The 5018-nt window shown below is 70.6% G+C and carries 4 protein-coding genes; 3 read left to right on the forward strand and 1 reads right to left on the reverse strand.

All coding sequences use genetic code 11. The annotated features are described in order from the left end of the window. Positions 1-48: 48 nt before the first annotated feature. Positions 49-756: a TetR family transcriptional regulator gene (locus tag NCG93_RS09225; protein ID WP_194414284.1), complete on the reverse strand. Its 708-nt coding sequence runs from the start codon at positions 754-756 to the stop codon at positions 49-51. 127 nt (positions 757-883) lie between these two features. On the opposite strand from NCG93_RS09225, the gene NCG93_RS09230 reads away from it, so the two are divergent. The 3 genes from NCG93_RS09230 to sucD all read left to right on the forward strand — a co-directional run bounded on the left by NCG93_RS09230 (position 884) and on the right by sucD (position 4714). Beyond that, complete coding sequence (locus tag NCG93_RS09230) at positions 884-2467, forward strand: FAD-dependent oxidoreductase (protein ID WP_194414283.1); 1584 nt, start codon at positions 884-886, stop codon at positions 2465-2467. 147 nt (positions 2468-2614) lie between these two features. After that, entirely contained in the window at positions 2615-3778 is a 1164-nt protein-coding gene (gene sucC / locus NCG93_RS09235; protein ID WP_194414282.1) for an ADP-forming succinate--CoA ligase subunit beta, read from the forward strand. A 33-nt stretch (positions 3779-3811) separates the two neighbouring features. Next, positions 3812-4714: a succinate--CoA ligase subunit alpha gene (gene sucD, locus NCG93_RS09240; protein WP_194414281.1), complete on the forward strand. Its 903-nt coding sequence runs from the start codon at positions 3812-3814 to the stop codon at positions 4712-4714. The last annotated feature ends 304 nt before the right edge of the window (positions 4715-5018 follow it).

Below are 5018 nucleotides of genomic sequence, written 5' to 3' on the forward strand. Positions count from 1 at the left end.
GCCCGGTTGTGCCCGGCCGACAGAGGAATTCGGCGGCGCGCCGCGGAATCAGTCGTCGAGCTGGGCCTGCAGCCGCCGCGCCAGCTCGGCGGTCGGCATCCCTCGCGGGAACACGGCGACGACGACCTGATCGGCGGCGGGGTCGGCATCCCCATCGGGCAGGACGCCGAAGCGACGGCGGGCGTCGTCGAGAGCGGCCTTCAGCACGGAGACGGGCACCTTCTTCGGGCCGCGGATGAGGCGGCGCAGCACGTGGTTGTGGATCGCGGTGACCAGCGCCGAGAAACCGACGGCGTCGAGCGGATCGAGCCCCGGGAGCGACGCACGCAGGTACTCGTCGAAGAGTCGCTCGTAGCGGAACACCGTCACGATCTCGCGATCGCGCAGCGCGGGGACACCGCGGACGACGGTGTACCGTCGGCGCGCGAGCTCGGGGTCGGCAGCGAAATGCGCGTAGACGAAGAGGGATGCCTCGCACACGGCCGCCCACGGATCGCGGTGCGGCTGCGCCAGGAACTCGCGGAGCCGGTCGAGCAGCACCTCGTGATCGGTGAAGACCACGTCGTCCTTGCCGCCGAACTGCCGGAAGAACGTCGAGCGCGACACGCCCGCGGCCTGCGCGATCTGCTCGACCGAGGTCTGATCGAAACCCTGCTCCGCGAACAGCTCGAGGGCCGCGGCGACCACGGCCGCCCGCGCGGCGCCCGCGCCCGTCATCGGGTGCGGGGCGGCGGAAGCGGCGGCGGTGTCGGACATCTCGGGGGAGAGCCTAATGCGCCGGCCGGCGCGGGGTGCGGCATCCGTCACGCGTTCCGTGTTCTCACTCCGCCGTACCCGTGTCAACCCGGTGGAGCATCCGGGGACGCGCGCGTTCACTGTGAAGATGACGCCCATCTGGAAGCTCGATGCGGTCCGCGTGGCGGGCACGCCCTTCGAACCCGGCCGGCACCACGAGGTCGTCGTGGTCGGCGCCGGGCTGACAGGTCTCGCCACCGCGCTCCTGCTCGCTCGCGAGGGGCGCGACGTAGCAGTGCTCGAGGCGGGCGAGGTCGGCGAACTCGCGTCGGGGGCCAATACCGGCAAGCTGTCGCTGCTGCAGGGCTCGGTGCTGTCGACGCTGCGCCGTCATCACCCGGCGAGGCTGGTGCAGGCGTATGTCGAGGCGAACGTCGACGGCGCACGGTGGCTGACCGACCTGGCAGACGAGCTCGGGGTGCCGTACTCCCGGCGGACCGCCTATTCCTACGCGCAGACTCCCGACGGCGCCGAGACGGTCGCGGCCGAGCTGCAGGCCGCGAGGGATGCCGGGCTGCCGGTGCGTCGTGTGGAACCCGAACTGCTGGCGCAGTCGCCGTTCCCGATCGTCGACGCGGTCGCGCTCGACCAGCAGGTCGCCATCGATCCGCAGCAGCTGCTCACGGCGATGGCCCGCGCGTACCTCGACGCGGGCGGCGCCCTGCACACCGGCGTGCGCGTGACCCACGCGCACATCGTGCCCCATGCCGGTGTCGAGACCTCGGCCGGATTCGCCGCGGCCGACCAGGTCGTCCTCGCAACGGCGACGCCCATCATCGACCGCGGCCTGTACTTCGCCAAGACGCGGGGGCTGCGCTCGCAGTGCGTCGCGTTCGCCACAGATGCGCCGTTGCCCGAAGGGCTGTACCTCTCGGTGGACGGCGCGACCAAGTCGATCCGGTCGATCACCCCGGCGGACGGGCCCGCCGGCGCCGCCCAGCTCATCGTCGGGGGCAACGGCTTCCCGGTCGGCCGATCCCCGTCCCCGCGCGCCTGCCGCGACGACCTGATCACATGGACGCGGGAGCACTTCCCCGGCGCCGAGCCGGTCGCGGCGTGGTCGGCGCAGGACTACCAGTCGCACGACCTCATCCCCTTCGTCGGTGCGATGCCGCGGGGCCTCGGGCGCGTGCGCTTCGCCACCGGCTACGCGAAATGGGGGCTGTCCAACGCCCCGGCCGCGGCCCTCCGGATCGTGGCCGAGATCGGCAAGGTCCCGCGGCGCGAGCGCCCCGACTGGATGAACGTCATCTCCACCCGGTTCACCGTGCCGGCGGACCTCGCCCGCGGCGGCGTGGAGAACCTGCGCGTCGGATGGGAGGCGGCATCCGGATGGCTCGGCGCCCAGGCGGCGCCGACTCCCGTTCCGCAGCCCGGGGAGGGCGAAGGCGTCGTCGCCAGCCGCGGCGGGCATCCGGTCGGCATCTCGACCGTGGACGGCGTGACCCGCGCCGTCAGCGCGGTGTGCCCGCACCTCGGGGGAGTGCTCCGGTGGGACGACGCCGAGCGTTCGTGGGACTGCCCGCTCCACGCGTCGCGGTTCACCGCGGAGGGGCGGCGCATCGAGGGACCGGCGCTGTGCGACCTCACCCGTCTGCCCCGCGTACCGGGCGAGGAGATCGAGGACGGCGAGCCCGCGGCATCCGTCCCGCACGGGACAGCGGTGGGCTGACAAGGGTCGTACGGAACCGGGGGCGCGTCGCTGCGGTCGGAACCGGACGGCGACCGGTAGTAGGCTGGGGGACTGGTCGATATCTCGACGTCGAGACGCTTTTCGCGTCGTCCCCACCCCCATTCGCCACCTGCGAAGGAATGCACTGTGGATCTGTACGAGTACCAGGCACGTGACCTTTTCGAGAAGTACGAGGTGCCGGTGCTCGCCGGCATCGTCGCCGACACGCCGGAGGAGGTGCGGGCCGCGGCCGAGAAGATCGGCGGAGTCGTCGTCGTCAAGGCCCAGGTCAAGACCGGCGGGCGCGGCAAGGCGGGCGGCGTCAAGGTCGCCAAGACCCCCGATGAGGCGTACGAGGCGGCCCAGGCCATCCTCGGCCTCGACATCAAGGGTCACATTGTCAAGCGCGTGATGGTCGCCCAGGGTGCCCGCATCGACAAGGAGTACTACTTCTCGGTGCTGCTGGACCGGGCCAACCGCTCCTACCTGTCGCTGTGCAGCGTCGAGGGCGGCATGGAGATCGAGGAGCTCGCGGTCGAGCGCCCCGAGGCGCTCGCGCGCATCGCGGTCGACCCGCTGCAGGGCATCGACAAGCAGAAGGCCGTCGAGATCGCCGAGGCCGCCGGCTTCGCCGCGGAGCTCGTCGACAAGGTGAGCGACGTCTTCGTCAAGCTGTTCAACGTGTACAAGGGCGAGGACGCCACGCTCGTCGAGGTCAACCCGCTCGTGCTGACCGAGGAGGGCGACGTCATCGCCCTCGACGGCAAGGTCTCGCTCGACGAGAACGCCGACTTCCGCCACCCCGGCCACGCGCTCCTCGAAGACAAGGCCGCTGCCGACCCGCTCGAGGCGAAGGCCAAGGCCAACGACCTCAACTACGTCAAGCTCGACGGCGAGGTCGGCGTGATCGGCAACGGCGCAGGCCTCGTGATGTCGACGCTCGACGTCGTCGCCTACGCCGGTGAGAACCACGGCGGCGTGAAGCCGGCCAACTTCCTCGACATCGGCGGCGGCGCCTCGGCAGAGGTCATGGCCGCAGGCCTGGACGTCATCCTCGGCGACCCGCAGGTGAAGAGCGTGTTCGTCAACGTCTTCGGCGGCATCACCGCATGCGACGCGGTCGCCAAGGGCATCGTCGGCGCGCTCGCCGAGCTCGGATCCAGCGCCTCGAAGCCGCTGGTCGTGCGCCTGGACGGCAACAAGGTGGAAGAGGGACGCGCGATCCTCCGCGACGCCAACCACCCCCTCGTGACCCTGGCCGAGACGATGGACGAGGGCGCCGACAAGGCTGCCGAGCTCGCCAACGCCTGACCCCCAGCATCCGGAACTAGGAAAAGAACAGACATGTCGATCTTCCTCAACAAGGACTCCAAGGTCATCGTCCAGGGCATCACCGGCGGCGAAGGCACCAAGCACACCGCGCTCATGCTCAAGGCCGGCACGCAGGTCGTCGGCGGCGTGAACGCCCGCAAGGCCGGCACCACGGTGCTCCACACCGACGCCGACGGCAACCCCGTCGAGCTCCCCGTGTTCGCCTCCGTCGCCGAGGCCATCGCGGCCACCGGCGCCGACGTGTCGATCGCGTTCGTGCCGCCGGCGTTCACGAAGGACGCGATGATCGAGGCCATCGACGCCGAGATCCCGCTCCTCGTCGTCATCACCGAGGGCGTGCCCGTCGGCGACACCGCCGAGGCGTGGGCGTACGCGCAGTCCAAGGGCGACACGACCCGCATCATCGGCCCGAACTGCCCCGGCATCATCACGCCCGGCGAGTCGCTGGTAGGCATCACGCCCGCCAACATCACCGGCAAGGGCCCGATCGGTCTCGTGTCGAAGTCGGGCACGCTGACCTACCAGATGATGTACGAGCTGCGCGAGATCGGCTTCTCGACCGCGATCGGCATCGGCGGCGACCCGGTCATCGGCACCACGCACATCGACGCGCTCGCCGCCTTCGAGGCCGACCCCGAGACCAAGGCGATCGTCATGATCGGCGAGATCGGCGGCGACGCCGAGGAGCGCGCTGCCGACTTCATCAAGGCCAACGTGACCAAGCCGGTCGTCGGATACGTCGCCGGCTTCACCGCTCCCGAAGGCAAGACCATGGGCCACGCCGGCGCCATCGTGTCGGGCTCGGCGGGCACGGCGCAGGCCAAGAAGGAGGCCCTCGAGGCCGCCGGCGTGAAGGTCGGCAAGACGCCGTCCGAGACCGCCGCCCTGATGCGCGAGATCATCGCGTCCCGCTGATTCCGACGCACGTCGTCACCGAGAAGGTCCCGCTTCGGCGGGGCCTTCTCTCGTTTCGCCGGCGATGTATTCCGGAACGGGAATCCGACTCTTCTCTTGTGGATGGTCGTCCGAGCCGTTACATTCCCACTCGGATGCGCACCGGATTGTCTGGCGGTGCGTAGGGGTGGGGATTTCTGTAGGACGAATGGGCAGAAGGGGCCCCATGAGTCGGAGATCCCCCGGTTTCGGGGTTTCGCAAGAGCAGCGCCGTGTCTCGCGCACGGCGGTCTCACTGGTGCACGGCCGACGGAGGACCGCGGTC

Origin of the sequence: Microbacterium yannicii (assembly GCF_024055635.1) — a bacterium.
GTDB lineage: Bacteria > Actinomycetota > Actinomycetes > Actinomycetales > Microbacteriaceae > Microbacterium > Microbacterium yannicii.